This window comes from Microvenator marinus (assembly GCF_007993755.1).
Classification (GTDB): domain Bacteria; phylum Myxococcota_A; class Bradymonadia; order Bradymonadales; family Bradymonadaceae; genus Allomicrovenator; species Allomicrovenator marinus.
In genome coordinates this window covers 3,787,526-3,813,838 of sequence record NZ_CP042467.1, presented here as the reverse complement: position 1 = coordinate 3,813,838, position 26,313 = coordinate 3,787,526, and the positions used below count along the sequence as shown (strand labels likewise).

The 26,313-nt window shown below is 53.9% G+C and carries 29 protein-coding genes and 1 pseudogene; 8 read left to right on the top strand and 22 right to left on the bottom strand.

What is annotated here, in order from left to right:
* Position 1: 1 nt before the first annotated feature.
* From fliE to FRD01_RS15555, 22 genes are all read right to left on the bottom strand, one after another.
* A complete protein-coding gene (fliE, locus tag FRD01_RS15660; protein ID WP_146961256.1) occupies positions 2-304 on the bottom strand; it encodes a flagellar hook-basal body complex protein FliE in 303 nt (100 codons plus the stop codon).
* A gap of 5 nt (positions 305-309) precedes the next feature.
* Positions 310-729 carry a flagellar basal body rod protein FlgC gene (gene flgC, locus FRD01_RS15655; RefSeq protein ID WP_146961254.1) on the bottom strand — a complete coding sequence of 140 codons (420 nt, stop codon included), beginning with the start codon at positions 727-729 and terminating at the stop codon, positions 310-312.
* Entirely contained in the window at positions 726-1,121 is a 396-nt protein-coding gene (flgB, locus tag FRD01_RS15650; RefSeq protein ID WP_146961252.1) for a flagellar basal body rod protein FlgB, read from the bottom strand. The genes flgC and flgB overlap by 4 nt, the downstream gene beginning before the upstream one ends.
* A gap of 202 nt (positions 1,122-1,323) precedes the next feature.
* Positions 1,324-2,421, bottom strand: coding sequence for a sigma-54 interaction domain-containing protein (locus FRD01_RS15645; RefSeq protein ID WP_249755663.1), 1,098 nt, complete (start codon positions 2,419-2,421; stop codon positions 1,324-1,326).
* Between the two features lie 209 nt (positions 2,422-2,630).
* Entirely contained in the window at positions 2,631-3,626 is a 996-nt protein-coding gene (locus tag FRD01_RS15640; protein ID WP_146961249.1) for a hypothetical protein, read from the bottom strand.
* A gap of 28 nt (positions 3,627-3,654) precedes the next feature.
* Positions 3,655-3,966, bottom strand: a complete 312-nt coding sequence (fliT, locus tag FRD01_RS15635) for a flagellar protein FliT (protein WP_146961247.1) — start codon at positions 3,964-3,966, stop codon at positions 3,655-3,657.
* Between the two features lie 10 nt (positions 3,967-3,976).
* The gene (fliS, locus tag FRD01_RS15630) at positions 3,977-4,360 is read right to left on the bottom strand and encodes a flagellar export chaperone FliS (RefSeq protein WP_146961245.1); all 384 of its coding nucleotides are present in this window, start codon (positions 4,358-4,360) and stop codon (positions 3,977-3,979) included.
* A 27-nt stretch (positions 4,361-4,387) separates the two neighbouring features.
* The gene (gene fliD / locus FRD01_RS15625; RefSeq protein WP_249755662.1) at positions 4,388-5,665 is read right to left on the bottom strand and encodes a flagellar filament capping protein FliD; all 1,278 of its coding nucleotides are present in this window, start codon (positions 5,663-5,665) and stop codon (positions 4,388-4,390) included.
* 129 nt (positions 5,666-5,794) lie between these two features.
* Complete coding sequence (locus tag FRD01_RS15620; protein ID WP_249755661.1) at positions 5,795-6,631, bottom strand: flagellin N-terminal helical domain-containing protein; 837 nt, start codon at positions 6,629-6,631, stop codon at positions 5,795-5,797.
* A gap of 92 nt (positions 6,632-6,723) precedes the next feature.
* Positions 6,724-7,533, bottom strand: a complete 810-nt coding sequence (locus FRD01_RS15615; RefSeq protein WP_146961242.1) for an HDOD domain-containing protein — start codon at positions 7,531-7,533, stop codon at positions 6,724-6,726.
* Entirely contained in the window at positions 7,530-8,648 is a 1,119-nt protein-coding gene (locus FRD01_RS15610; protein ID WP_146961240.1) for a response regulator, read from the bottom strand. Before FRD01_RS15610 ends, FRD01_RS15615 begins: the two co-directional genes overlap by 4 nt.
* Positions 8,645-10,690: an ATP-binding protein gene (locus FRD01_RS15605; RefSeq protein WP_146961238.1), complete on the bottom strand. Its 2,046-nt coding sequence runs from the start codon at positions 10,688-10,690 to the stop codon at positions 8,645-8,647. The genes FRD01_RS15610 and FRD01_RS15605 overlap by 4 nt, the downstream gene beginning before the upstream one ends.
* Positions 10,690-11,766: an FIST signal transduction protein gene (locus FRD01_RS15600; RefSeq protein ID WP_146961237.1), complete on the bottom strand. Its 1,077-nt coding sequence runs from the start codon at positions 11,764-11,766 to the stop codon at positions 10,690-10,692. The genes FRD01_RS15605 and FRD01_RS15600 overlap by 1 nt, the downstream gene beginning before the upstream one ends.
* A 137-nt stretch (positions 11,767-11,903) precedes the next feature.
* On the bottom strand, positions 11,904-12,740 hold the full coding sequence (locus tag FRD01_RS15595; protein WP_146961235.1) for a flagellin N-terminal helical domain-containing protein: 837 nt from the start codon (positions 12,738-12,740) through the stop codon (positions 11,904-11,906).
* A 92-nt stretch (positions 12,741-12,832) separates the two neighbouring features.
* Positions 12,833-13,927 (bottom strand): response regulator, encoded by a 1,095-nt coding sequence (locus FRD01_RS15590; RefSeq protein ID WP_146961233.1) that lies wholly within the window; start codon positions 13,925-13,927, stop codon positions 12,833-12,835.
* A 3-nt stretch (positions 13,928-13,930) separates the two neighbouring features.
* The gene (locus tag FRD01_RS15585; RefSeq protein ID WP_146961231.1) at positions 13,931-14,809 is read right to left on the bottom strand and encodes a hypothetical protein; all 879 of its coding nucleotides are present in this window, start codon (positions 14,807-14,809) and stop codon (positions 13,931-13,933) included.
* Entirely contained in the window at positions 14,790-15,965 is a 1,176-nt protein-coding gene (locus FRD01_RS15580) for a sensor histidine kinase (protein ID WP_146961230.1), read from the bottom strand. Before FRD01_RS15580 ends, FRD01_RS15585 begins: the two co-directional genes overlap by 20 nt.
* Positions 15,962-16,399: a hypothetical protein gene (locus FRD01_RS15575; protein WP_146961228.1), complete on the bottom strand. Its 438-nt coding sequence runs from the start codon at positions 16,397-16,399 to the stop codon at positions 15,962-15,964. Before FRD01_RS15575 ends, FRD01_RS15580 begins: the two co-directional genes overlap by 4 nt.
* A 9-nt stretch (positions 16,400-16,408) precedes the next feature.
* Positions 16,409-16,897 (bottom strand): flagellar basal body-associated FliL family protein, encoded by a 489-nt coding sequence (locus FRD01_RS15570; RefSeq protein ID WP_146961226.1) that lies wholly within the window; start codon positions 16,895-16,897, stop codon positions 16,409-16,411.
* Positions 16,898-16,906: 9 nt separating this feature from the next.
* The gene (locus FRD01_RS15565; RefSeq protein WP_146961225.1) at positions 16,907-17,650 is read right to left on the bottom strand and encodes a flagellar motor protein MotB; all 744 of its coding nucleotides are present in this window, start codon (positions 17,648-17,650) and stop codon (positions 16,907-16,909) included.
* Complete coding sequence (locus tag FRD01_RS15560; RefSeq protein WP_146961223.1) at positions 17,647-18,309, bottom strand: OmpA family protein; 663 nt, start codon at positions 18,307-18,309, stop codon at positions 17,647-17,649. The genes FRD01_RS15565 and FRD01_RS15560 overlap by 4 nt, the downstream gene beginning before the upstream one ends.
* A 1-nt stretch (position 18,310) precedes the next feature.
* On the bottom strand, positions 18,311-19,072 hold the full coding sequence (locus FRD01_RS15555; RefSeq protein ID WP_146961221.1) for a motility protein A: 762 nt from the start codon (positions 19,070-19,072) through the stop codon (positions 18,311-18,313).
* A gap of 254 nt (positions 19,073-19,326) precedes the next feature.
* Here FRD01_RS15555 and FRD01_RS15550 point away from each other — a divergent pair, with 254 nt between their 5' ends.
* The 8 genes and pseudogenes from FRD01_RS15550 (at position 19,327) to flhA (ending at position 26,307) form a co-directional block, all read left to right on the top strand.
* A complete protein-coding gene (locus FRD01_RS15550; RefSeq protein ID WP_146961219.1) occupies positions 19,327-20,265 on the top strand; it encodes a flagellar motor switch protein FliM in 939 nt (312 codons plus the stop codon).
* A 58-nt stretch (positions 20,266-20,323) separates the two neighbouring features.
* A pseudogene (gene fliN / locus FRD01_RS15545) lies at positions 20,324-20,593 on the top strand (flagellar motor switch protein FliN); the annotation flags it as partial.
* Positions 20,590-21,186 carry a flagellar biosynthetic protein FliO gene (locus FRD01_RS15540; protein WP_146961215.1) on the top strand — a complete coding sequence of 199 codons (597 nt, stop codon included), beginning with the start codon at positions 20,590-20,592 and terminating at the stop codon, positions 21,184-21,186. The pseudogene fliN and the gene FRD01_RS15540, both read left to right, overlap by 4 nt.
* Positions 21,183-21,926 carry a flagellar type III secretion system pore protein FliP gene (gene fliP, locus FRD01_RS15535; protein ID WP_146961213.1) on the top strand — a complete coding sequence of 248 codons (744 nt, stop codon included), beginning with the start codon at positions 21,183-21,185 and terminating at the stop codon, positions 21,924-21,926. Before FRD01_RS15540 ends, fliP begins: the two co-directional genes overlap by 4 nt.
* Positions 21,926-22,201, top strand: coding sequence for a flagellar biosynthetic protein FliQ (locus FRD01_RS15530; RefSeq protein ID WP_146961211.1), 276 nt, complete (start codon positions 21,926-21,928; stop codon positions 22,199-22,201). Before fliP ends, FRD01_RS15530 begins: the two co-directional genes overlap by 1 nt.
* Before the next feature lie 5 nt (positions 22,202-22,206).
* Complete coding sequence (locus tag FRD01_RS15525; protein WP_249756221.1) at positions 22,207-22,983, top strand: flagellar biosynthetic protein FliR; 777 nt, start codon at positions 22,207-22,209, stop codon at positions 22,981-22,983.
* Positions 22,980-24,062, top strand: coding sequence for an EscU/YscU/HrcU family type III secretion system export apparatus switch protein (locus FRD01_RS15520; protein WP_146961207.1), 1,083 nt, complete (start codon positions 22,980-22,982; stop codon positions 24,060-24,062). Before FRD01_RS15525 ends, FRD01_RS15520 begins: the two co-directional genes overlap by 4 nt.
* Before the next feature lie 154 nt (positions 24,063-24,216).
* Positions 24,217-26,307: a flagellar biosynthesis protein FlhA gene (gene flhA / locus FRD01_RS15515; protein WP_146961205.1), complete on the top strand. Its 2,091-nt coding sequence runs from the start codon at positions 24,217-24,219 to the stop codon at positions 26,305-26,307.
* Positions 26,308-26,313: the final 6 nt, after the last annotated feature.

Here is a 26,313-nt window from a genome sequence, read left to right as displayed (position 1 = left end):
ATTATACCTGCATCTGTGAGATTTCTTTGTAGGCTTGAACGAGCTTCTGCCCGATCTTATTGGTCAGTCGCACGGCGATATCCGCCTTATCCAAGGCGATCATCGTCTCGTGGATATTTGCCCCTTGAGACTCGACCAGTTGATTGACCGTAGTGTCTGCGGAGATCAACGTTTCGTTGACCTTCTGAACCTCAGCCCCAAGGGCCTGGGCAAATTTTTCCACCGGCTGGGCTTTGGGAGCACTGCTAGCCCCTGGACCGGCCAACTGAGGAATCGAAATCGAGGCAACGCTTTGTATTGTCATGATTTTTATCCAATATTCAGGGCGCGAAGGGCCATCTTCTTAAGTGTCTCAAAGGACGTCACATTCGCCTCGTAGCTTCGCGATGCCACGACCATTTCCGCCATCTCTTCAACCACGTTGACGTTCGGGTACTCCACGTAGCCATCGGGGCGTGCATCGGGGTGTTCGGGGTCCCAGACCAGACGCATGTCGCGTTGATCGGCCTGGACGCCCGCCACCTCCACTCGGGAGACGGCGGCATCGTTGAGCGTGTCACCAAAACGTGCGGCGGCTGTTTGAAAGACAACTTGCTGGCGCTGATATGCGCCACCTTCGGCCGTACGCGTAGTCTCGGCATTCGCGAGGTTTGAAGCCGTGACTGTAAGACGGGTACGTTGAGCGCTTAGAGCCGAAGCTGCGATATCAAACCCATTGATAAAACTCATAGTGCTCCCTCACTTGCTGCGTATTTCAAAATCGCCAACTTCTTCGAAGCTGCCTTGATGTTTGCTTGATAAGAAACTGCATTTTGACCCAACCGCGCCATCTGCATGTCGAGGTCTACCGAGTTTCCGTCCCTAGACTCGACCTTGTCGGGGCGCTCTGAGGTCGGAATGTCGCTCTCGGCACTATTCAAAGAGAGGTGTCGACTATTGGTTGCGACGGGCTTGCCAGCGGCCTGAGCCTTAGACAATGCAGACTCGAAGTCCACATCTGATGGGGTAAACCCAGGGGTGTCCAGATTGGCCACGTTCGACGAAAGCACCAATTGGCGCCGCATGCCTACGTTGAGACCTCTCTCGAGCAAACTTAAAGTGGAGTCGTTTAGGATCGTCATAGGGAACTACCTCGATGGCTTCTCCCCTATCGATATAGCAATCCACATGCCGTTCTATGCGTAGAGACTTAAACCCCCGAAAAAGCTAATGATATTTTTTCTAAAGTTCTGAGTCGAATGTGACGATGACACTTTGGAGAACTAGAGCGGAACATCCTGCCGCTTGGGGGCGGAAGTTTTTTCTCCCCTCAAAACCTTGGAATTATTCTTCCTCGTCGATACCGGCCAAGTCGACCCCAAGTGCGCGGTATTGAGCGAGTTTATTGCGGATGGTTCGAGTGCTTACACCAAGCACCTCTGCGGCTTTGGAACGGTTTCCATCAAAGTGCCGCAGTGTGGCCAAAATCATATCTCGTCGGACTTCGGTCAGTGACTGTTCTCCCACCTTAAACGCAAGCTGATCCTTCTGAATCTCGAGGGTGTCATGTGCAAAACTCTTGATCGCGTCGATGGTTTCCGCGGTGTCCTGAAACACGATATGTTCTTCTTCAATGGTCCCGTTGTGAGGCGCAAGGATGAGAGCACGTTGAACAATGTTGACGAGTTCGCGGACATTGCCAGGGTAAGTGTGCCTGCGTAACTTTTTCATGGCCTGCTTGGAGTACCCGATCACGCGTTGTCCGTAAGCTTCGGCAAAATGGCGAGCGTAAAAATTTGCCAATGGCAGAATATCACCGCGGCGGTCCCGTAGCGGAGGAATCGTCACGGGGAAGACCGAAATCCGATAAAAGAGGTCTCGACGAAAGCCCCCCTTGTTGACCCAGTCGTCCATCTCTCGATTAGTCGTAGCGACGATACGGATATCAATATCAATGGGCTTTGAGCCACCGACACGCGTGATTTGACGCTCTTGGATCACACGCAGGAGTTTGGCCTGCAATTCAATCGGCATCTCTGAGATTTCGTCGAGCAAGAGTGTTCCCTTGTGGGCACGTTCGAAAACTCCTTGGTGCGTCCGGACGGCACCACTGAATGCTCCCTTTTCGTGACCGAAAAGTTCGCTTTCAAGAAGTGACTCTGGAATGGCCGCACAATTGATAGCTATAAAGGGCCCGTTTGAGACCTGGGACCGCTCGTGAATATAGCGAGCGAAGACCTCTTTACCCACACCCGACTCTCCTGAAAGGAGCACTGTCGCAGGAGTTCCGGCAACGCTATCAAGAAGACGAATCACGCGCTGCATTGCCGGATCCACGCTGATGACATCGATCCCAGATTCGTTGATTACCGCGCCCGATAGATCATTTAGGAAATCATCAATCGAATCATAGTCCCACGAACTTTCTAGTGTATCTCCCATCGACTCTCTACTGCACAGGTTTCGCTCTTTGGATGATAAGGGCCAATACTTGTGCATCGCAACTATTTTCCGCAACGAGTTTTGTCCAACAATGATGCACAGACTTCGGAAAGGTTACGGATGACCGCAATTCAGAGTTTGGCGCAAATCTATACTCCCTGAGAGTGTTGTACGGACTCGCCCCGCGGGCCATTGCGCAAAAAGTGCGACTAGTCTTTGCGTCGTTTTCTGATCAGGTGGGCCTGGTAGGGAAGGTCTAGACGCTCGTAGATCGTGAGCGCGAGGTCTAAAGCGGCGAAATCAGTTGGATCGCTCTCGAGCAGGACGAGCACTCGATCGAGCGCGTCATGGGTGCGATCATGCGCCAAAAGAGTTTGAGCCAAAATCAACGCGAGTTCCGGATGAGGCTCAAGCTTTCCCCAAATTTTAAAGACATCGTAGAGTTTCAGTGCTTGCTGAGCCTCGCCACGAACCAGGGCTGCCTCAAGAAGCCTTGAATAGGTCGATACTCCAAGGTCTATCACAATGCCCTCAAGCTCTGAGTTTGGCGACGTTGATGCGATCAGTCGAAGGCGCTCAAGCGCGAGTAACTCTGAGTTGGTGCTGAACAAACGGATAGCCTCAACAAAATGCAGTAGCTGCCGAGATCGTTGCGAGAGACTTGGGCGTGTTTCCAACTCGCTGTGAAAGCGACTGAAATTGGGTGAAGGCCCCATGAGTTCGTCTATCAGCCTCTTGGCAAACTCATCGTCGCCGCGAAGGATTACCTCCACACTCGTTTGCCCTTTCGCCGAACACATACTCGTAGCGAGTAGTTGCATCGATTCGTTCAAGTGGTTGAACCAGGTTTGGCAATCCGACGAGTCCAGATAATCGGCAAGAGCGAAAGACGACGGCCTCGTTACCACCAATGCCCAAACACCTTCACTGACCTCCAAGACTTTGCGTCTGAGATCGAGATAGGCAATCTGGACTTCATCATTCTCGATCACCACCCACCTTACCTCGCCGGTGGCCATGAGTTGCGCTTTGAGTCCTTGCCGTTGAGCCTCATTCAAAGCCTTAGTGAGCCGAAGAGTCTGAAGTCCTCGAGCCTTATTGAATTCGGTCTCGGTCCAGGTGATCTTTGCCGGAAGTGTTATCCGTACAAACGACTGAAACGTCGAAAAGTCATGATTTGGCGCAGCAATGACTCCATGACTCATACAAAGTGCCAGGAGAAATGCGAGGAGTTTAAGACATCGCATAACGACTCGCTCCCTGCTTCTTCCGGTTGAACTGTTCGAGTTCTTGACCCTTCTGATCCCGCAGCGACTGAGTGAGACGAGACAGGCGTGTCTCAAGTTCAAGGACACTCTCGACCACATCCCTGGCTTCTTCCCATTCGCTCTCGGTGGGTGTCAGCCTGCGAATTTGATCGATGAGCTTCATTCGTTCTCTCATCCACTCTTCCTCGGGAGCTTCGCCTTCGAGCAGCTGCTCTATCATGGATTCAAGTAGGACTTCGGTTCGCTCAAAACACGCACGTAAGGTCGGCTCTTGCATGACTTTCTCCTCAGGCAACTCGTGCGGCTCGAAGCGACCTAGCCGCCTCATCCCACGCCTGGCGCAAGCCAGAGATGATTTCCAAAATACCGGCGATGCGATCCACCTCGGCTCTGAGATTCGCTTTCAAGATCTCGTCGCTAAAGAAGCCGTAGAGCGAGAGTAGCTGCCGGCCGAACGCTTCGTTTTCGTTCAAGTTCACCGCCGCTTCTAGCTCGGAGATGATTGCCAGAGCCTTGCGATAGTGCTCGCCTGCCTTGGCAAAGTCCGAAACCTTGGTCGCCTCTACTGCGCCGTGCAGGTTACGCAAAAGCCCATCATAAAGAGCGATCAGGATCGCCCACGGATCAGCCGTTGTCAGTGATTGTCTCTTATACGTATTGATGGCTTTCATCAGGTCTCCTTGTTGGCGAACTCAGCGTTAACGATTGGATTGATAAGAAGGGGGAACAAGCGACGCAAAACTCGCACTCTGGTCGTTGAGCGAAGAGAGTAACTGTTCAAGCGTAGAAAACTGACGGCGAAGACGGCTTTCAAATGTCTCGATCGAACGCTCTTTTCTCTCGATCTGAGAATCGATGGTATCGCTCTGACTCTTCAAAGAGTCCTCGATGCCGCTAAGGATTCCCGACCCACCAGTGTAGCGTTGAACTTGTGCGGTCAATTTTGCGGCCACGCCTCCCTGAGACGAAAACACCTCGGCGAGCGCAGCGGAATTTTCTTCAAGTCGGTCGAAGAACTCCGTTTCATCAAGCTCAAGCTTACCCGTCGCTCCCGAGGAGATTCCCACCGACCGCAGGTTTACAAATGGTCCGTCGATCGCAGTCTGGGTCACAGCCTCGCTCAAATCCGCCTCGAATCGCCGACGGTTTCCGCCGTTGCTCTGAGAGCGAATCGCATCGACAGTAGAATTGTAAGCTTCGACGAAGGTCTTTACCTTCTCCAAAATAGCCTCTCGGTCCGGAGCTACACCGGCTCTGACCCCTTCGGCCTCTCCCAAAAGCTCGAACGTCACGCCCTCGACCGCGGTGCTTACCGTATTCGAGGAGCTCTCCACGCTGACACCATCTACTGTCATCAGTGCGTTCTGAGCGGTTTGAACACTGGTCATATTGAGACCGCTTACCGTCAAAGCGCTCGCGGGATCGCCGCCTGGTGTGTGTCCCGTCTTCTTGGAGGTGATACTCAAATGAGCGCCATCCGGCGTGTTGATGATGGTGGCATCAACCTCGGCGGAGGACGCTCGAATCATATCACGAACCTCGGTCAAGCTCGCTCCATCTGGGATATTGAGTTCCACATCATCTTCCCCAAAAACCTCGACATTCATGGTCGTGGCGCTGAACGTGTGACCTTCGGCGAAGGCGTCGCTTCGCATTCGTGCAGGCTTGGCCAATCGGGAAACACCCACATCAAAGCTGGATTCGGTGGCGCCCGAATCCGCGCTGACTCGGACGGCTTCTTCGTTGGTGGAGGATCCCTTGAAGGACATGAAGCCCTCTAAGGTGCCGAGCTCCTTCGCGGCACTCTCCAGGGCCTTGAGGCGCGTCGACATCTCACCAACCCGGCGAATATCCGACTCGACGGTTCGCTTGGTCGTATTCAGCTTGTTGATAGGCTGTCTCTCGATTGCCACGAGTTGTGAGATCATTTGATTAGTGTTTAGTCCGCTAACCAATCCGCCGAATTGCACTGCCATTGGGACCTCCATTGGGTTTCCACTAGGTTCATCGGTACATTGAGCAAAAACCTTTAGGCCCAAAATTCAAGAAAACGAAAAAGCCAGCCCGAAGGCTGGCTCGTAACCATCCAAGGTCGGAACTCTCGATTATCCGAGCAAGGAGAGGGCAATCTGAGGACCGCTATTTGCCTGGGCGAGCATGGAGGCACCTGCCTGGGTAAGGATCTGGTTCTTGGTCAAAGAAGCCATCTCGCTTGCCACATCTACGTCGCGGATGCGGCTATTTGCTGCTTCGAGGTTTTCACGTGCCACCGAGAGGTTCTCGATCTTGGCTTCCAATCGGTTCTGTGAGGCACCAAGTGCTGCGCGCTGCTCCGACACGGTCGAGATCGCGTTGTCGATCACACCCATGGCGGTGACGGCGTTTGCCGTGGAGGTCAGGCTCGCGGCACCGAGGTTGGTGGTTGCGCCCGCATCCTCAAGGTCGGCCGCAGCAAATCCCTGAGTGATGTCGATGGTCAACGTATCGGTGGCTTCCGCACCTACCTGGAAGGTACCGCTGTAAGTTCCGTCGAGTAGGCTGTTGCCGTTGAAGGAGGTGGTTGAAGCGATATCATCGATTTCGGCGACGAGTTCTTGAAACTCAGTGTCGATGTGGGCGCGCTGGGTGTCGTTGATACCATCGCTGTTGGCTTGTACCGAGAGCTCCTTCATGCGGCCGAGAATGTTGTGTACTTGACCAAGTGCTCCTTCCGCCGTTTGCACCAAGCTAACCGCGTCGTTCGCGTTGCGGCTGGCTTGTCCAAGGCTGCGAATGTCAGATTTCATTTCCTCCGAGACCGCCAAGCCTGCTGCGTCGTCTGAGGCGTTGTTGATGCGGAATCCACTCGAGAGTTTGGCGATATTGTCCTGAAGCGCCTTGCTGGTGCTGTTGAGGTGACGCTGAGCTCCAAGACTTGCTACGTTTGTTCTTACTCCGATCATGACTCACTCCTTTGGGGCGAGTGGGGTTGAAAACTCGCCGACTATTGACAACCCATTCATCGGCACCCTCCAAAATTACTTTAGAAAAAAAGTTAAGACGCAGCGCTTTTTGCCTCTTCGAGCATAGCCTCGAAGTCGCTCTCCCCAAGCTTCAATGCTTCAAGGCTAGACTCGAGCCCAGAGACGGAGCTGCCTGCCTCCGGTGTCGACTTGAAGCCAAGACCGTCTGCCAGTGCAGATGCAACCAGGAGCACGTGCTTCTCACTGGAAGCCGCACCAAAGTAGTCATCGAGAACCCTTCCAAGCTCGACGGGCAACGACCAAGCTTTGATCAACTGGCTCAACGCTTCCTCACTGGTCTGACTCAGCACATTCCAATCAGCCTGCGTGAGTTCTTGCCGTTCAACCCCATTTAATGCGCTTAGCACCGCAATAAGCCCAAGATCGTGCAAGAGACCGAGCGTAAAGAATCCGTCGTTCGTGATTCCCGTTCGTCTCGAGACGATATGCATCAAATTGGCCGTCACAACACAGTGGTCAATCACCGCCTTGACCTCGGCTTGGAACCGAAGCTGAGAGTGTCTCAAGGTCTTAAGTCCGTATTCAAGGACGACATTGCGCACCGTTCGATTCCCAAGGCGTATCAGGGCTGAGACGACGGTACCGATCTCTTGATTGCCATAGAGTGGGGAACTCGCAACTCGAATAATCTGCGCCGCAAGAAGCGGCTCCGAGGACACCAGTCTCGCAAGCTCTTGGAAGTCTACATCGGGCTGAGTTAGCAGCTTGAGCACTCGAGTCGCCACGTCTGGTAGTAGCGGCGGCTCGAAGTCCGGCCCACGCACAACTTCGAGTAACCACTTACCATCGATAGCACTTGAGGACACCAGGTCAGCGCTCATACACACCTCGTTATCATCGATACATGTAAAGGGGTCTCTACACCGACTCCACGATCGAAATTTCTCAACCTTTCAATACTTGCCCAAGACAAAACGGTATCCTTTCTTAGAAGAAGCTGGCCCGTTTTCGAATGGACATCGGTCTCAAGTCTCATGTCAGGAAGCAGCTGGGCGAGGTCTACGAATCGCGAGGCATCGGCGGAAAGTGGTGGCCTAAAGCTCATCAAAGCCGCAACTATCTCTTTGGAAACTCCAGCCCTGCGCAGGTGCTCACTGACCTCTTGAGGGGTAGCGCCTCGCAGGACCTGTTGATCAAAAAGCAATGAGGCTTGCAGCCTTTGTGCACCCACCTTGACAAACTCTGCTTCTGACTGGCCAGGGTCTCGATGCCTACGCACGATCTCAGCGACGCGTTCCAACCTCGGAATCTTCTTGAGCATATCGTAGCCAAGCTCGGCATAGCCTTCGATAGTCTCGGCCTCTTGTGGAGAGATAGGTGCGCCTATCGCAAACTTCTCAAGGACGGAATTCGGTGAGGCGATCGTACCAAGGAGCGCGAGCAGAGCAGCGGTTTCGTATTCCCAATTTGAATCGCCAAGAGTTTGTCCAATATGCCGCACCATCCTCTCCAAAATCCGAGAGCGACTCATAGCCAATGGAGACGCCAAGGATAGAGCTTCCATCAACGCTTCAATCGCCCCCTTGAGAGTACCTTCAAGCACTACTTTCTCGGCCTCAATCAATTCTGCTTGCCTAAAGGCATCACGTACCGCACCACCCAATTCCTCAGCCCCAATCGGCTTCATCAACATCCGGAAGATTTTTCCATGATTGATAGCTCGCAATGCTGACTCGATATCGGAGTAGCCGGTGAGCAGCATTCGCACGATATCTGGATAGCTCCGAGCAACTTCGCTCAAGAAGGTGGCACCATCCATGCCGGGCATGCGCATGTCTGAGATGATGACACCGACCTCTTCTGAATTGGATCTGAGATAGTCGAGAGCTTCGGCACCCGAGGTAAACGTCACCACAGAAAAATCCCATCCAAGGGTGTTTTCAAGCCCTTCCAAAACCAGAGATTCGTCATCAACACATAAAACCTTCTTGGTCATTGTTTCACTCCGTCATTGAGAGTTGATTCTGAGGTATACCTTGGCAACTCCAACCTAAACGTGGTCCCAACGCCTGGAGTCGAAACAAAATCGATCTTGCCATCACTTTGCTCAATGATTCTTCGAGCGATAGACAAACCTTGCCCAGTGCCCTTCCCGATTTCCTTGGTCGTGAAGAATGGATCGAAGATTCGAGACTGAATCGACTCCGGGATTCCGGGTCCGTCGTCCTGAATCTCGATTGCAATTGTGCGTGGATGAACCCGAGTACGCACAACAATTTTCCCGTGTTTATTCTGCTCTGCGATCGCTTGAGCCGCATTGACGATCAGGTTCACGAAGACCTGATTCAACGTGGCAATCTCGCAGAACGAGTAGGCGTTATCCACGAAATCTGTCTCGAGATCTGCGTGGTATTTCCACTCGTTTCGACTCAACGCAACCACGTGCGAGAGCGCCTCGTTGATATCCACTTTGGTCTTTTCACCGCCAGGATGAGAATAAACTTTCATGGAACGAATAATCTTTGAAACCACATCGACACCATCGCGTGCGTTCGCAAGTGCCCGTGGTGTCTTATCGCGGACCATCTCAAGGCGAGACTCCTTCAGCCAGCTCGTCGCACGGTCAACGTTCAGACTTCCGTCATCACAAGCTTTTTCAACCTTCGAAGCAAGCTCCATGAGCATATCAAAAGCTCTTTGCATGAAATGCAAATTGTCCCCTATGTACTGCATAGGCGTATTGATCTCATGTGCCACACCCGCGGCAAGCTGTCCGATAGACTCCAGCTTTCCAGCCTGATGCAGCTGACGCTCCAAGGTCTTGAACTCGGTGATATCAGCCAAAATGCTCACACTTCCTTCCTTCCCTTGGGCATCTTTCAGGCAAACCGTGTTAGCCAAGAGTGACCTTTCGACCCCTTTAGACTCCACGAGCAACTCTCCCTGCGGCTCTTTGCCACCCCAAATAGCATTCAACGCAAGGTCGACTTCGCGCTTGCCCAAGACGTCGGAACGAGTCAAACCAACGAGGTCCAAGAAACTAGAGTTCACTCCCTGATAGGAACCGTCACCGTCCTTCCAAAACACCGAGTGAGGCACGTTTTCAATCACAGAACTCAGAAGTTCACGCTCACGGGCGAGTTCCTGCTCCCCGTGAACTCGGTGAGTGATGTTGGTCATGATGATCAGAGTGACGTAACGAATGCTCATGGGCACGCGGCGCAACTCGAGTTTGTACCACACATGTTGACCGGTCTTATCCTTGACGCAGACGTCGGTCCCGATAGTCTTCCCCGCCTCCAAAAGCTGCTCGATATCCTCACCGAAAGCGCTATCCACAAGGATTTCTGCTGCCAGACTCATCCCATCTTGACCTATGTGCTGAGGCCCAAAAACCGCTACAGCCGCGCTATTAGACCACTCAACTTTTCCATCCTCACCCAAAATCACAACCACTTTTTCGGTGTACCGAGCCACCATCGAGAGCATCTCGATCTGGCGTCGCTCAGCGTCGTGACGCTTTCGCGCGGCTACCAACTCGGTAACGTTGACCTCTGAGATGAGAATGTGTTGCTCGTCTTCTAGCCTTCGTAGTGTGGTCTCAAAGTACTTTCCCTCAACCACCGAAAGTAGGGAAAAACTGCTAAGGCTCCCTTCGATTACATCGCTCAAAACGCTGGCTACATCTGCGCGGTGTTCCCGATAGAAAGCCAAGAGGTCATCGCCGGGTTTCAACCTCGAGTCCGATACATCGATCTGCATCGACCATGGGTAGTTGACGCGAACCACGACGCCTTCAAGATCAAGGATACAAATTCGATTTGGCAGGGATTCGATAATGGAATCCAGAAACTGACTCGCCCCTCGGAGCTCTTCAGTTCTTGCGTCCACCAGCTCTTGAAGGTGCCTCGTACTACTCCAAAGGTCGGTTTCTGCTATCCGTTGGCTATTCTCCAGGGTGCTGAGTAGCCGCGAGATAGTGCGTTCATGCGCCTCGATTTGCGCGCGCAATGCTTCGGTTTCTTCCAAATGCAACATTAAGGCTCCTCAAATCTCAACCCTACCAGAGTTTGATTTACGTGAATTCCATCAAGCTGCTCACCGTAAGTGCAAAATCCGGACCCGGAGTTTCCGAGCCGGCGTCCGACCAGCTGACTCAGAGCGCGGTCCTCGAACTCTAGCCTTCTCAACGTGCAGTCGAAGAAGAGCGATACATGTGGGCCATCGCAACCGACTCCATCGAGTGTACGTAAGAGTTCATCGTTGGAGCCAGGACTCGTACCTAAACGCAGAACCGTTCCAACCTCTAGTTTGCAGAAAAAGTCGAGCCCTTCGTGCGTGGCATCCTGAATCGCTCGGATATAGAAATGCTCGCCGGACTTCGCCATCAACGGATACCTGCCGTACGCACTGGCTCCGAGTTCAGACTCAGACAAGCCTGTAGCCTCGAGGTAGACTTCTAGAGCCGGCCGACCGTTGAGTTCATAGAGGCGACGCCCTTCTGCTCGTGTGACGAGGAATGCCTTCTCAGTCGGCAAATGGTGTTGAAGTCGAAACATCGACACACGAAAATCAGCTGTTGCCACGAGGGTTAATATTGCCACATCGCTGTGTAACTCAGCGCCGTGAAAGAGATGTGTTTTCTCAAATTTCAACGAGTCTCCGGCTGACCCGCCCACGATAGGAACACCCGGAAGCTCGCGCCTGAGCGCGCCCACAATAGACTCTTCTCTTCCGGAAAGACCATCGATCATGATGATTCCAAACGCATCCGGGTTTGCGGCCGCGAATTGACGCAACTCAGACCCTTTGGAAAGCAGGTCGCTAAGGTCGAGATCGAGCATCCACGAACGAGACTTCAGCCTCGATCCACCAAGGTGAAACCGTAGCCCCCCCTGAGTCTTGTAGCCTTCCGAACTGATGTGTCCGGCCGTGGTGCAACCAATCACGTGGTGCAGGCCGCGAGCATCAAGCTCATACATGACTTCTCGAAGATCATGCTCGCCGCTTAGAAATAGTATGTCGATTCCTCTTTCAGAGTCGCTGAAGAGCTCATCAATGACCGACTTGGGTCTGAGTTCGTCTGAATGTTTGAAGAAGATGTCCGAAAGCATAATGACCTCATAAAAGGACTCACTCAGGTCATCGACACATCCAGCCTCAACATTCTCTGCGTTTACTCGCAAAACGTATGCAAAAAAAAGCACCAAGACTTTGGGTCTTGGTGCGCTCGTAGTTCAGATCAGCTCACTTAGCCAAGGAGAGAGAGGGCAATCTGAGGACCGCTGTTGGCCTGTGCGAGCATGGAGGCGCCTGCCTGAGTCAAGATCTGGTTCTTGGTCAAAGAAGCCATCTCACTTGCCACGTCTACGTCACGGATTCGGCTGTTAGCGGCCTCGAGGTTCTCGCGAGCCACCGAGAGGTTCTCGATCTTCATCTCCAACCTGTTTTGCGAGGCACCCAACTCGGCGCGTTGCTCCGAGACTGTCGAAATCGCATTGTCGATGACGCCCATGGCGGTCACTGCATTCGCAGTTGAAAGCAAGTCGGCACCGCCAAGGTTGTTGGTACCACCTGAGTCTGTAAGGTCCGCAGCAGCGAATCCCTGAGAAATCGAGATAGTCAGCGTGTCAGTGGCTTCAGCACCAACCTGGAAACTACCGCTATAGGTGCCATCGAGCAGATCGTTCCCGTTGAATGATGTGGTGGAGGAGATATCGTCGATCTCGGCCACCAACTCTTGGAACTCAGTATCGATGTGGGCGCGCTGCGTGTCGTTGATACCATCGCTGTTGGCCTGAACCGCGAGCTCTTTCATTCGGCCCAGAATATTGTGGACCTGACCAAGCGCGCCTTCAGCAGTTTGCACAAGGCTCACGGCATCGTTGGCATTGCGGCTCGCCTGGCCAAGGCTTCGGATATCAGACTTCATCTCCTCGGAGACGGCCAGACCCGCGGCGTCATCCGCAGCGTTGTTGATCCTAAAGCCGCTCGAGAGCTTGGCGATATTGTCCTGAAGAGCTTTGCTGGTTCCGTTGAGGTGACGCTGAGCATTGAGACTTGAGACGTTTGTTCTTACACCGATCATGATTGTTCTCCGTTTTGAGTGGCTTCTGCCTTGTTGACAATCACTTCATCGGCACGTGGAAAAAATCCTTTAGAAGATTTTCACGAAAAATCTCAGAATTGCTCTGTGACCATGTACGCCGATGAGTTTTCGCTGGCGTGCAAAGGCATCCACATCATGAAAGAGACGCCGTTAGAGCGCTGGCGAAACCCTATTTTTCCGCCAAACTGCCCGAGCACCTTGTTAAGTAGATAGAGACTCTCTCCGCTACCCGTGGCGCTTTTGACAGGCGACTCGAGCAGCTTATTGGTCACATAGGAGGGCATTGCTGGACCGTTGTTCTTGACCTCAAGACACGCCATCTCCATGAAGTGGCAGAAGTAGAGTCTTACCTTGATTCTTGGACTATCAGCGCCTTGCAGCGCATTGACGGCGTTCTCAAGGAAGCAGTTGATTCCCTGCTCGACCACACTTGTAGGAATCGAAAGCGCCCCTGAAAAGTCGGACTTGTACGAGAGACCGATACTTCCCAACCTACCACTGCGCTCCCAGAGCTCCGTTTGTAGTCCCACAACAGACTCCGCTTTGACCTTGGAAAGCGCGGGGCCCTCAACTTTTGCCAATCGGTCAACCGTTGCGTGGAGGCGATCTTCAACCCATCGAAGGTCTTCGATATCGTCTTGGGAGAGCTGCCCATCCGCGGCAGCATAGAGGACTGCACTGAACTGCAGTGCCATACCAGAGAGCTCTTTGCTCATTCCGAGTGCGATGGCTTCAAACTCTTGTGCCCGGCGGGCCAGGTCCAAATGCTTCTCGACGCGCTCTTGGTCCATCGCAGATTGATGCGCCTGAACCGCCTGAGCTACAACTTGACGCACTTCAGGTGGTGAACTCGGTTTGGTCAAGAGTTTGAAGACTCCGCCAAGATTGATCGCGTCCAAGGCCGCATTCAGGCTCGCAAAGCCTGTCAAAAGCACTCGAACGGTAAACGGTGAAATCTCACGAGCCTGGTTCAGCAACTCGACTCCAGAGATGCGCGGCATTTTCAGGTCCGAAATGATCACCGCAAATCGGGTCTTCTTCAACCAACGCAGCGCCTGGTCCGCCTCCGTCGTGGTAAACACCTCGTACTCTCGACCGAGGTTCATCTTGAGCCCTTCTAAGACCCGTGGTTCGTCATCAACGATTAAGATATTCGCTTTAGCCATGGTCTACCCCGCACGCTTGAGATGATAGGTCGCGGTTTGTACTCGGCGAGTGTTTCGGTACTCGGCCGCCATAATGGCAGCCACGACCGGGTTTCCGAGCTCCTTCTTGACAAGAGATTCGTAGGTCTGGGTCCATACCTTTGGACCGCCCACACCTTGAAGCAACTCAACCGTGTCAATCTGAAGCTCTCTCGCAACTGCTCGTGTGATCGGAATGATATACGCGAGCGCCGAATATACGGGATCATGAAGGTAGGCTCGCGCACACTCGGCAGTTTTCATTTGTCGGCTCGTCGACTGAGGGACCGGATCAGTGCTCAAGGTCAACAAAGACTCAATATAGCCATTCTGCACCAGTCGATTGAAGCGTCCTGAGCCGATGCGTTGTATGGCCCCGGTGAGCGTTGGAAACGTAGAAAGAGTCCCGGAGATTGCTCCGGCAAGGCGAAGCGTAGTCCAAAAGAGGCCGAGGTCGCGGCTTACAACCTGAGCTATGTCCCGGGCCTCTGCTCCTGCTAGACTCATGTGTTGGAGCTGCTCGAAGTTTTCTGGCTGAGTCGAAGGGCACCAGCTTTGAAAGACGGTCGGATTTCGCGCCACCCAATGGACAAGTTCAGCGAGTCGCTCGGGAAGAAATGGCCTTTCCAGGACAGCCGAACCTCGACGCAACGCCTCACACAATCTCGCGTCGTCGGCCTGACTCACGATTTCAATACGAGGAGTGTTTGCAAGGTCAACTTCAGGTCCGTCGCCCTGAACGACCACATCGAGACCTCTTGCGTCTTCCCCTTGTTCAACTCGACTCACACTTCCAATCGTTGCGAGGTTAGTCCTTATCCCTTGATAAAGTTGTTCGTCACGTTCAATGACCCCGATTCTCATGATACACCTCCTGAGATCTTTGGTGCCGTGGAAAGTATAGCTGGAATTTGGTGCCCGACTCACGCGCCCCGGTGTTCGACGTGAAAGCGATGCGCCCTCCGTGCCGTTTCACAATGGACTGCACCAATGCTAGCCCTTGACCTGTCCCAACGCCCACAGGTTTGGTGGTAAAGAAGAGATCAAAAATCTTCTTTCGATTCTCGGTTGGGATTCCACAACCATTGTCTTCGATTTGCAGAATGACCCAGCGACCTCTCTCCCGGGTGCTCACGGTGATCAATCCATCTTCGCGACCTGACTCTTCAATCGCGTGCACGGCATTGATCACCGTATTCAAAATCACACTCGCCATACGACTGGGCTGACACGAAACGAATGCTTCGGCGCTAAGGGCAGTTCTAAGGTCGGTGTTGGCACGAATCGTACCGCGCGCAACTTTCAGGGTCTTCTTGACGACGCTACTCAGGTCAACGACTTCGAACTCTTCTTCGGCTTCTCTAGGCGCTAGATCTCGCATGGAGCCCAAGAGTTCTGATATCCGAAGAAGTCCATCATTGAGACGCTCAAGAGCCGCAGGAACCTCCTCGCGAAAGTAGGTGAGATCCTCTGAAGAGCAGTCGTTGTTCAGCAGACCTTGCCACGCGCTGGTGAGAAAATATGCGCTGTCCATCGCGTATTGAACGGGAGTGCCTAGCTCATGTGCAACGCCAGCGGCTAGGTGCCCAATAGCCTCCATTCGCCCGCTCTCGCTGCGCTCAAGATTCGAATTATAGCTCAACCGCTGCCGGTTCTTTGCTTCGTGAAAGCGAATAAATTGTTGAACACTTGGAGCACTTGGAGCCTCGCCGCAAATCAGCACACGTCCGGCCGCATCGAATCGCTCCCAGATCAAATCCCAATGAGCTCGTTCAGTGGAGTAAATCACCAGGTCGAGCCTGGGATTCACCTCGAGAATACGAACGAGTTCAGGAACCACAGCATAGATCGACAAACCGTTGCCTTCGAGCAGCATCAAGCAAGGCCCCTCATCACAATCCACGGCAAACGAACATGCCTCGTGTGTGTTTGCGAAGACGTGGATGGACTCTTCGAGCTCTCCCAATTCTGACGCCCACTCAGAACGAGCCACGACGATGATCTCAACTGAACTTTTCATAGTGTTTCCCACTTCTGAGCTGCGCGATCATCAAGCGCTCGTTGGACGACTTTGGACTTCTTCTTCTCGGCATCCACGGCTACCTTCTGACTGACTTTCTCTGCTCGATCGACCTCTTTTCTGGCAGATAGGGCGCGATTCTTTTCGCTGGCGAGCCTATCCTCCATTCGAGAAATCGCGTTCATATCGTGGATGAGCGTCTGACGAAGACGCTCCAAGTTGGCGTCCATGATCATGAGTTGCCCGAGGGTCACGCCTTCGCTTGCACGCCGCTGCCGCTCGTTTTCCAGACGCTCCAGATCTTTCTCTTTGTTCTTGAGTTCCAGTCGAAACTCATTGAGCTCAGACTCGACCCCGTTTTGACGCTCTTGCGCGCGTTGAGCATCGATCTCAGCGAGCTTGACCAGTTTTTTACTTAGTGTTCGGCGGCCCATATCATCACCTCATTGCATCATGAATTCGGTAAAATAGATCTCTCGAACGGCCCGCTTTGGAAGCACACTCTGAGTCTTCTCCATCAACACCACTTTGAGGTCGTCTTTGTCCGCTGCCCCCATCAGCTGAGAGGGCGCAAGGCTCGAAAGGTGTCGAATATACTGGTCACGCAATGGAACCAGATTCTTTTCAACAGCCGCCCGGTCCGCCTCAGAACTAAGCTCCAGCGAGATCCCGATCCTCAAATACCGAGCACTCACGGAATCGTTGAGGTTCACCACAAATGGGCTCAAATCCATGATTGGCCCAGGCTCGCTGGCCTCCTCTTTTGGCGCCTCAGGCGCTTGGGCAACAGGCTCGTTGCTCGAGGACTGAGACACGACAAAAAAGGCTGCCCATCCGGCGTTGGAGAGAAGTGCCAGCACAATAGCAGCGACCCAAGGTCCAATACTTTTCTTTGGGGCCACAACATCTTCCATTTCGTTCGCATCACTCATCTCTAGCTCCTATTGCTTTGTGCCTACGGAGGCCTCAGCACCTGGCTCACCCACGATGAGCCCTAGCCGAAGCACCTCTGCCGCCTGCACGAATTTAAGTTCGTCGGCCCCAAGACGGGCCCCACGTGCGCTCACCCTTATGAATTGCCCTTCAACGCCAGACCTGCGGATCGTACTGGCCACGGTATCAGCACGCTTGAGCGCGAGCTCCCAACCAGCATCCTCTTCTTCAAAACTGCCTTGTGTCGCCAGATAGGTTTCTACGCTCACATTGGAGCCTGCCCCCTGGGCCACCCTTGCGTAGTCTTCCACAAATTGCCGCGCCTCTTTCGTAAGCTGAGCCGACCCCTCGTCGAACGCGATATCACCTGCGATGGTCACCTGAACGCCGGTGGCGCGAACCTCAATCCAGGCTTCACCAGCAATCCCAGACACCTTTAAGAGCTCCTTCATCAGAGTCTTTACTTGCTCTTTGACGTCGTCATCTCCGCCGTTGAGTTTGCCGAGCGCTTTTGTCATGCCCGCTATCAGAGGGGGTGCCGCCTTATCTTGAAACTCGATGGCCGAGTCCTTGTTCGAGCTCGGTTGTTGATGCACGCCGCTTCTTGCGAGTTCCCGCACCTTCTTCGCGTCAAGACTCGACATCGTGAGCAAGAGCACGAAGAAGGTCAGCATGAGCATGAGGAGGTCGGAGAACGTGGCCATCCAAGCGTTCGAGCTTCCCCGCTTTTCCGGAGCTGCTTGACGTCTCATGGCCGGGCCTCGGGAAGAAAGATGATCTCGACGCGCGCTACCTTGTTCCCATGACGGTCTGCTCGAAAGTCTGCGTAACCCGCGAGCTCTACAGAACCAGCTGGTATCTGATGACCTGAAACGAGGTACCGATGCACCGCCGCTGCCCGGGCTGTCGAGTAGTACCAGTTGGACTTCGGAGGCTTCGCAGGTGCTGGATCAGCGTGGCCCTCAACTCGAACCGGAATGCCAATCGACTTGATGATTCCCGCCAGAGTATCGAGGGTCCTGAACGACTTGGGAGAGAGCTCGGTTCCGCCTCGCTCAAAAATCAGCGCGCTTCCCACTGACACTACAACCCGACCATCTTGGGTGTAGATATCCAGCTCTTCCAACTCCCCATTTAAAATCTGCCGAAGGGTTCGCTCGATCTCTCCTTGAGTTTGGCCACCCGGTCTTTCGTGATCGAGCTCAATGATTGTCCGTTGTTTCTCGAACCCTGGCATGCTGCCGAAGGTTCCGACCAACGAACTAATCACCGTTCTAGACCTTGCTGAATCGATTGTTGCCATACTGTTCAACATAATGAAGAAAGCCAGGAGAATCATCGAAAGGGCCGTAAAGAGGACGATGAAATCATCTTCCTTTGGCTCATCAGTCTTTTGGGGACGGCGTGGCATATCAGTCCTCTTTCGATCTCATTGAAGGCGCCAGGTCTGCTTCGAGTTGCTGTCCCAGGATCCGCGGGTTCTCGCCGCGAGCGATTCCCAAGAGACCCTTGATCACGAGCTGCCTGCCGAGTTGCTCTTCGTCATGTCGAACTCGAAGCTTGCCCGCGATCGGGTTGAACACCACGTTCGCAAAAAGCGCGCCATAAAATGTGGTCAAGAGCGCGACAGCCATCGCAGGACCAATGCTCGAAGGGTCATCCATGGCCTGAAGCATCTGAACAAGACCGATGAGCGTACCCACCAGCCCCAGCGCTGGAGCCGCTGCTCCGAGCGCCTCAAACGTCTGTGCACCTCGTCGGTGACGCGAAGCAACACCGTCGAGTTCGTCCCACAACATCGCCTCAATCTTTTCCGCGTCGACGCCGTCCACAAGGAGTTGAAGGCCACGGCGCATGAATGGATCCTCAATGGAGGAGATTGCCCCCTCGAGGGCCAAAATGCCGTCTCGACGCGTCGCTTCAGCGAACTCGAGGAACTTCTGATTCTGATCTTTGATGTTTGGAAGCGGGTACTTGAACACGTTGACCGCCACCTTGAAAGACTCAAGCACCTGCGCCAAAGGAAACGAGATGAGCGCAACGCCTCCAGTACCCCCGAGCACGATCAAAAGGCTTGGGACGTCTACAAACGCCATCAACGATCCTCCCACCAGGATTGACCCGATGATGAGACCGAATGCGACGACAAGTCCGATTATTGTGGCGAAATCCATGTCACGACTCCTTGAGTTTCGTGCCAGGCCCCGGAGGGCCAGCTTCAAGGTCGTCATCGACACGGCTTGGAAAATCTTTAGCTGAATTTTCGTTTTTCGATGATGCGGAAAAGTCGTCCCCCACTCGGAAGAGGATGCGGAAAATCTTTCCGTTCTTGTTTCTCTTATTCACGAAAACGGCACCAATTAGCCCAAAACCCCAATGGCACGAGTCTTGGATAGGTCAAAGCTGTCTCCTCCCCTTATGAGGCAGTATGAGCGCAGAACCTCTATCAACCCAAATCGAAGACCTTGACTCCAAGACCGTCAACTTGGCGGATGCACCGCTGGAACGTGGCGGCATGCCAGGGTCTTTGGTCGCTGTCGAAGAGCGGCTCGCCGGGATTCTCGGAGCCGAGCTCTCAAGCCTTCTTCGGGTTCGAGTTCAAGTAGAGCTAAAACAAACCACCGCCATTCGTTTTCGGGAACTTACCGAGGAGCAAGAGCCGGGCGTGGTCAATGTCCTCGAGTTCGAACAACTCGGCGGCCTTGGAGTGCTCGACCTTAGCTGGCCGACTTTCTTTGCGATTCTCGACCGTCTCTTCGGTGGGACGAGCACGGTTAAACCTCCAGTGAGAAGCCGCCTTTCGAAGGTGGAAGAACGCGTCGCGCGCCGCATTACACACGTATTTGCAAGGTCCATGGAAACCGCTTGGAGAGGGGTCGTGCCGTTCACGGTCAAACACCTTCGAATCGAGACCCGGATTGCGAGCTCAAACCTGACCACAAAGGACGAGTGGGTCCTTCAAACCTCCTACGAAATTCGAGCTGAAGGCGAAAGTTTAGGGCAGCTGAGACTGCTCATGCCCTCGGCGCTTCTCGACCCTTTTCGCAATCGCCTGAGTGGCCCCTCTGAGCCTCGCAAAAAGCGAGACTACCCATGGGAAGACGACTTCAGAAAGCTGCTTCCAGACGTCCCAGTGGAACTCGTCGCGGAGCTCGGTCGAGCTCAAATGACCCTGGACCAGATTTTGAGCCTTCAAGTCGGTGAAGTTATTCGTCTGAACCAACCCGCCGAGAGGCCGGTCATGGTCAGCATTGCTGGTGTCCCAAAGTACCGCGGCGACATCAGTGTCCATTTCGGAAATATCGCAATTCAATTGCGGTCGGCAGACGGCCGCACCCTTCAAGCACAGGACCAAAACGATGAGTAATATCGAAGAATCATCAGAGCTGATGGCTCAACCTTCGGAAGCTTCGGCATCACTCCAAAAGCGCGCGCTCGACTTCCTTAGCGACGTGCCTTTGGAAATCACGGTCGAGCTTGGCCGCACGAAGCTCTCGATCGCGGAGTTGCTCAAGCTCGGACCGTCCTCGGTTCTCGAGCTCAACAAGGCATCGGGTGACCCCCTTGAGATTCGCGCCAATGGCGTACTGATTGCGCGCGGCGAAGCCGTAGTGGTCAACGACCGCTTTGGAGTCCGACTCTCTTCTATCGTAACCCCAGACCGGCTTCTCGGCTCCATGAATGGAGGTGAATGATGCGTAGATTCCTCGTCACACTTTTGCTCTTAGTTGCGTGGGTCCAGCCGCTCTCCGCGCAAGATGACCCCAATGCACTCTTAAACCAGGCCTTGGCCACACCCGCCCAAGAGGCGGCTGCGCCAGCTCAAGACCCCTATTCAGAAACCATGTGGATCTTCTTCGTGGGCACGGGTCTTATTGCACTGGCTGGCTTTGGGATCACCCAGTGGAAAGCCCGAAGGCACACCTTCGACGATGCTCCGATGCATGTGGTCCATTCACTCAACCTCAGCCCAAAGCACCGTCTGGTAGTGGTTGAGCTCGACGGCAAGCAACTTCTTCTAGGAGTCAGCGATGCAGGCATTCATGTATTGAATGCCAACGAAGCCCAGCAGACACAAGCTCCACAGACTCAAGAGGCTCCGAAAGCCGACCTCTGGCTCGAGGCGCTACGCCAGAGCAAGAATCTACCCGTCGAGCCTAAGACTCAGGAACACTCCGGACTCTTTGCTCAGGTGGATGCTCGACCTCAAACGCGCACCAATCGTGAATCAGACAGCGTTTTGATCGGCCTCAAATCACTCGAATCCAAAGCACGAGCGACCGCATGAAACGTGCCCTTGCCATCGGATTTCTTCTAAGCTTTATCGCTGAGCCCGCGTTCGCTCAGGATATGCTTCAAGTGTCCATTCCCGTGGGTACAGAAGGAGAAGGAACCTACGCGCCAGCGCTTCGCGTCACATTGATGCTACTCGCACTCTCTATGCTGCCCGCGCTACTGGTGAGTGTCACAAGCTTCACGCGTATTGTGGTGGTGCTTGGGTTCGTAAAGCAAGCGCTCGGGACACAATCCCTGCCGCCGTCTCAGGTCATCATCGGCCTGAGCCTATTCCTGACCCTTTTCACCATGAGTCCAGTACTCAACAAGGTTCATGAGACGGCATGGCAACCCTATCAGGCCGGTTTGATCAACGATGAAGAGGCGCTCGAAAAGGGCCTTGTTCCGCTTCGAGCCTTCATGGCCAGGCATACACGAGCTGATGAACTGAGACTGATGCTCTCGCTCTCCAACGCTGAAAAACCGGCGAATTTTGACGAGGTGAGCACGCTAACACTCATCCCGGCGTTCATGCTCTCGGAGCTAAGAGCCGCTTTCATCATGGGCGCCATGATCTTCATCCCATTCATCGTCATCGACCTTGTAGTCGCGTCGGTACTCATGGCGATGGGTATGATGATGGTTCCACCGGCGGTGGTCTCACTACCCATAAAGCTCCTCCTCTTCATTCTGGCAGACGGCTGGAACCTCGTGGTTGGAAGCCTTGTACGAAGCATCATGGGAGGCGTCTAATGTCCGCGGAATGGATCATTCAAGTCATCGAGAGCTCCCTGATTTTGGCCCTAACGCTAGGCGGCCCGTTCATGGTGATCGCCCTTGGTCTCGGTCTCACCATCAGCATCTTGCAGGCGGCAACGCAGGTCAATGAAATGACCTTGAGCTTCGTGCCCAAAATCGTTGGAGCCGGGTTTTGTCTCTGGGTCGGAAGCGGATGGATGCTTGAGAAGTGGGTGTCTTTCACCACCGAACTCATCTCCGTCACCGCACTTCAAGGAATGGCCCCGTGATTGGAATGCTTGATGTATCAGGCATGATCTTCGGGGTGCTCTGCGTCTTTTTTAGGTTCTTCGCGATGATCCTCGTAGGACTTCCGTTCGGGTTTCATAGCGCAGTGCCAATACGAATTCGTGTGTTCCTGGTCCTACACCTTTCATTCGTTGTTTTTGTCGGTCTGGGTATGCGCCCCGTAGCAATCGACACACTTGGCCCGCTCGCCATTATGATGGTGGTAGGAGCTGAAGTGTTGCTCGGGATCGCGATGGGACTCATCGTACGCATGGTAATCTGGCTCGGCGAGGGCTTTGGCACTCTCGTGAGCATGGCTACTGGTCTGGGGTTCGCAGTTTCCATCGATCCAGGGACCGGGATTCAGTCGTCAGCCATCGGAAAACTCGCGTCGATGATGGTGATCCTGCTCATCTTTGCCCTGAATGTTCACTTAAACCTCCTCGCGGTGGTATTCGCGAGCTTTAGAAAGTTCGCGCCTGGTCAGGCCCCAAACGTCGCGAGCGCAGGACTCGGCATCGCAAATCTAGGGGCCGAGTTTCTGGAGCTCTCCTTCAGGCTCGCTGCACCGGTGCTCATCGTCTCGCTGATTGCCTATCTGGTACTCGCCGTCATCACACGAGTGGCTCCGCAGCTGAACCTCTTTGCGATTGGCTTTCCCCTGCTCATCGTAGGTGGGCTCATGGCAATGGGACTCTCATTGCCAGATGTCGTTACTGTATTCATAGACTCGCTTGAAGCGCTCCCGAGCCGGCTGATTTCTCTGCTCAAGGGTTTATCATGAGTGATGAAACTCCTTTAGAAGACCGCACAGAAGAGCCCTCGTCCAAACGCCGCCAACAATTCAAGGACGAGGGCCGACTCGCCAAGAGCCAGGAGTTGGTCTCGGCGATGATGCTCATGGGCTCCGGCGGTGTGCTGATGTTGATGAGCTACTTCTCCGGTCCTTGGGTCGTGAGGCTCGCGGACTTCTGGATGAATCTAGACCACGCCGAAAGTTGGATCCTTGCGCCGGAAGCTTTGCTCGAAAATCTGGGTCACCTCTTTTTCTTTCTTCTGGCACCCGTCTTCATACTCTTGATGATCGTGGGCGCGGGAGCTCACTTGATGCAAACCGGGCCTAACCTCGCCTGGAAGGCCCTTGAACCCAAGCCTTCTAAGCTCAATCCAGTCTCCGGCCTAAAGCGTCTCTTTGCCTCTAAGGACACTTACTTCAACCTCGTGAAGACGGTTGGAAAAGTGGCATTTATCGGTGTGGTCGCCACGGTTACGGTGCTGGTGGACGGCTCGGAATGGCTGACATTAGTGAGGTATCCAGCCATCGAATCCGGCGTTTTCATTCACAGACTTAGCGCGTGGACCTTGTTCTCGTCTGGAGTTGCCATGCTCATCATTGGCGGGCTCGACTTCGCCTGGCAACACCATCGAACGTTCCAACAGATGAAAATGACCAAAGAAGAAGCCAAGAAAGAGTACAAAGAAAACGAAGGCGACCCGCTCTTCAAAGGCATGAGGAAACAGAAACACCGAGAAATCATGTCCATGAATCGTCTTCTCGACGAGGTTCCGAAGGCCGATGTCATCATCAACAATCCGACCCATATCAGCGTGGCTGTGCGATACTCGGCAACGGACGGTACGCCAATGGTTGTGGCCAAAGGCGCTGACGAGATCGCCACCAAGATTCGGCAAATCGCAAAAGAGAACAATGTTCCGATGGTCACGAATGTCCCATTGGCCAGAGCCCTGCACAAACAGGTTAAAGTTGGTGACCATATCTCTGAAGAGTTCTTCAAAGCGGTGGCGGAAGTTCTGGTCTTTGTGTGGAAACATCATGGGAGAAAATCTTTCCACACACGTTGAAAACCTTTCCGCTTCCTTCCCATGCCACGGCGCAAAGATCCCAACACAAACGCGATAACCCTCACAATTCAATAAGATACGGGCATCGCAACAGATTGGCATACAATATGCTCAAGTAAGAAGTGAGAAACCTTCTGACTTGAGAGCACAATCCATGTCCAACCTTCCGGCGTGGCTATCCAACTCAAAAATCCAAAGTCTACCCGTTCTAATCGGTTTGATTACGATCATGGGGCTCATGGTATTGCCAGTACCACCGCTCCTCTTGGACTTTCTGCTCGCCTTGAACATCACGGCGTCAGTGTTGGTGCTTCTTACGGCGGTCTACATCCTTCGACCTCTCGAGTTCTCAAGCTTCCCAGCGCTTCTTCTGGTCACCACCTTGTTCCGACTCGGACTCAATGTTGCGTCCACACGGCTCATCTTGCTGGGTGCGGCTGAAGGAAGCGTTGAGGTTGGAAGCATCATCACCACCTTCGGCAACTTCGTGGTCGGTGGTAACGCCATCGTCGGTATCATCGTCTTCCTGGTGCTGGTCATCATCAACTTCATGGTGATTACCAAGGGTGCTGGCCGGATTGCCGAGGTGGCCGCTAGATTCACGCTGGACGCTCTACCGGGCAAACAGATGGCCGTAGATGCGGAGCTCGCTGCGGGCGCACTGACCGACGCTCAAGCCAAGGTTCGACGCGCCGAGGTCCAACAAGAGGCCGACTTTTACGGCGCTATGGACGGTGCCTCAAAGTTCGTACGCGGGGATGCCATCGCCGGACTCATCATCACCGGCATCAACATCGTCGGCGGCCTCCTCGTGGGTGTTACCCAGGGTGGGGTACCTTTCGGCGAGGCCTTTACCAACTACACCATCCTGACGGTGGGCGACGGTCTCGTAAGTCAAATTCCGGCCCTGCTCATCTCCACGGCCACCGGTGTGGTCATCACGCGCGTCGCCAGCGAATCCGACTTCGGCCTTGAGATCGGAAAACAACTTCTCGGTACCCCACGCGTTCTCTGGGCAGCCTCAGCCATGGTTTTCCTTCTCGGTCTAATCCCTGGGATGCCATTCCTCGTCTTCACGGCTATCGCAGGACTTATCGGGCTATTGGCGCATTACGCGTCGAACCAAGAGCCGGTGGTCGAAAGCCCTGCAGAGGACCAGGATTCATCGGCTCAGCGTCCCGAGACTGACTTGCTCAAAGACATGCTCCATGTCGAACCTCTCTCTCTCGAGCTTGGCTACGCACTTGTGGGATTGGTCGAAGACAACGGTGGCTCCATCCTTCTCGACCGTCTCGTCAAGATGCGACGCCAATTTGCCGAAACGCTCGGGATCGTGGTGCCTCCAATTCACATCCGAGACAATCTCGAGAACGATGCAAACCAATACAAACTCCTGCTCCGTGGCATCCCCATCGGAACCGGAACGCTTATGGCCGGACGACTACTTGCTATCGACCCAGGTGGAGCGGGTTCGTCACTTCAGGGCATTCCAACAAAGGACCCAACCTTTGGGCTCGACGCGCTTTGGATCGACTCGGCGGACCAGCACCGCGCAGAAGCGCTCGGATACACGGTGGTCACACTCGACACCATCATCGTCACGCACATCAGCGAACTTCTTCGGTCCCATGCACACGAGCTCTTTGGCTGGCCAGACCTGGCCGAGAGACTCGATGCCGCACGTCAAGAGTCACCAAAGCTTGTGGACGACGTACTCGAGAAGTACACCATGGCCGGCATGATGAGCGTGATGCGAAAGCTCCTCAGCGAGAGGGTCTCAGTCAAGGATTTCACGCAAATTCTCGAAGCACTGGCGAGCTTCAAGGGAGACAAGAACAACCACGGAGCTGTGATGCAAGAGGTTCGCTCTTTGCTCGCTCGCCAAATTTCCCACACGTATATGCAAGAGGACGGCACGATATATGCCGCGCTCTTGAATCGCTCACTCGAAGACAACCTACGACGCTGCCTCGTTCATCAAAACGGTGAACCCGTGCTCGCCTGTGACCTCAATACGGCTCAGTCACTTTTTGCTGAGATCGAGAACGCCTTCGGAGCGTTCGCCGCTCAAAACTCAGAACCCCTTATCCTTGCGCCACCAGACCTCAGGTCTCCGTTGCGCGACTTTCTGCACCAATTCTTCCCCAACGTCGATGTCATCTGCCACAGGGAAATCGTCCCGAACGCGCAAATCGTTAGCGTGGCTCAACTCGGTGGAAGCACACCCGCGATGACAGCGGCTTGATTTAGG